Origin of the sequence: Petrocella sp. FN5 (genome assembly GCF_029210395.1) — a bacterium.
Classification (GTDB): Bacteria; Bacillota; Clostridia; order Lachnospirales; family Vallitaleaceae; genus Petrocella.
In genome coordinates this window covers 1-1449 of sequence record NZ_JARGDP010000181.1, presented here as the reverse complement: position 1 = coordinate 1449, position 1449 = coordinate 1, and the positions used below count along the sequence as shown (strand labels likewise).

Annotated in this window: 2 protein-coding genes; both read left to right on the top strand. The window is 31.2% G+C overall.

Features of this window, described 5'->3' with window-relative positions:
• On the top strand, positions 1-524 hold a 524-nt coding region (locus tag P0N36_RS15330; protein WP_275843761.1), incomplete at its 5' end, for a hypothetical protein.
• Between the two features lie 641 nt (positions 525-1165).
• Positions 1166-1330, top strand: coding sequence for a hypothetical protein (locus P0N36_RS15325; protein WP_275843760.1), 165 nt, complete (start codon positions 1166-1168; stop codon positions 1328-1330).
• Positions 1331-1449: the final 119 nt, after the last annotated feature.

Here is a 1449-nt window from a genome sequence, read left to right as displayed (position 1 = left end):
TCAATAATCTAAGTGATGCAGAGAAATATATGCTTAGAGATAGCTTGAGTGAACAAATACTCAATATGGACAAGAATGAATTGAAAGAATTAAAAGAATCAATGAAGACACTCGATAAGGAATACCACACCTTTTTGAAAGATAATATAGAGGATGCTAAGCTTATTCAAGATGTAAGAGAAGTCCAGTTACAAAAAGATTATTCTGAAGGTGCAAATATTCAAATGGCAACAAGATCAAGTAATATCTATGTAAACTTTGTCTATATCGGTGTGGCATTAGCGCCTCTTACTGGATTGCAATTATGGTGTAACCAAGGTGGCTATGACCTTATTGAAGAAATAGTAAAAGGTGGTGGTATTGCTGGTGGCATGGGACTTATGATTATCAAATTATGTGCATCTGCAAGTGCTGTAGCTATGGCAACACCAGTAGCAGCAATAATTGGGGGAGTAGTAGCTCTTAATCTAGTATCTCTAAAAATCCAATTGATGTTCTCACCAATTGCACATATAAATATTTAAGACTGAAACAATCTAGTTTGAATAGAAATAGGTGAAATATGAAAATGAAGAAGATTGTGTCGATAGTGATTGTTTTGATTATTAACTTGAGTGTACTCATGATATTTAAGAATATTGATTATTCCTTGTTAACATGTATACTGTCATATTTTGTTGTGACAATAATAACCATTTTTAAACCAGAGCTTATTGGGAATGATAAGGTCAGTGACTCATCAGTTAAATTAAAAGAAAGTATATGGAGTTTTGTCTTCATCATTATATTGCTTATCATATGGCTCTTATAGAAAGTTAAATTATATATAAAGATGCCCTTGAGATATCTTTTCTTATAATCAAATATGATTAATAATCTGAATAAGGCTTGGATTTGAAGTATTAATTTTGACAACCAAAGAATGTCGAAAATTGAGAAGTAACTAGACCTGGGATGAAACTATTTCAAGGTATTACAGTGGGATTTTATTGGAATGTTATAAGCGAAATTATAAGACGTACCGATGGTGATAGGCTATTGTGATATATATGGAAAAGGTCTATTAACGACTCCTTTTGGGGATCCTACAGGTACACTTTGAGTTATACTAAGGATCACAATTATTCATTTAGTATTAAACTATGATAATGTGTTGGAGGTATGCATGGAAATAATTGGATTTGAAAATGCATGGATACAAATTATTTTACATATAGTAGGTACTTTTATTTCTATAGCTATTATTATTTTGATATTAATTTTCTTTTTTAAGTTGTTAAAGAGAATAAGCAATATCGAAGAATTATTGAGAAAGATTGTTGAAGAATGAAAAGAATGAGAGTGATGAATGTTATTCGTAACTATGGCGGAACGGATTTTGGGTATTACTGGTAGCTCAAGTGTCATCTACACAATTTAGCTATATTTATTATCTGGATTCAGTGCCTG

Excerpts from the sequence above, each read along its gene's own strand:
- P0N36_RS15325 (WP_275843760.1), top strand. The coding sequence starts at position 1,166 with ATGGAAATAATTGGATTTGAAAATGCATGGATACAAATTATTTTACAT.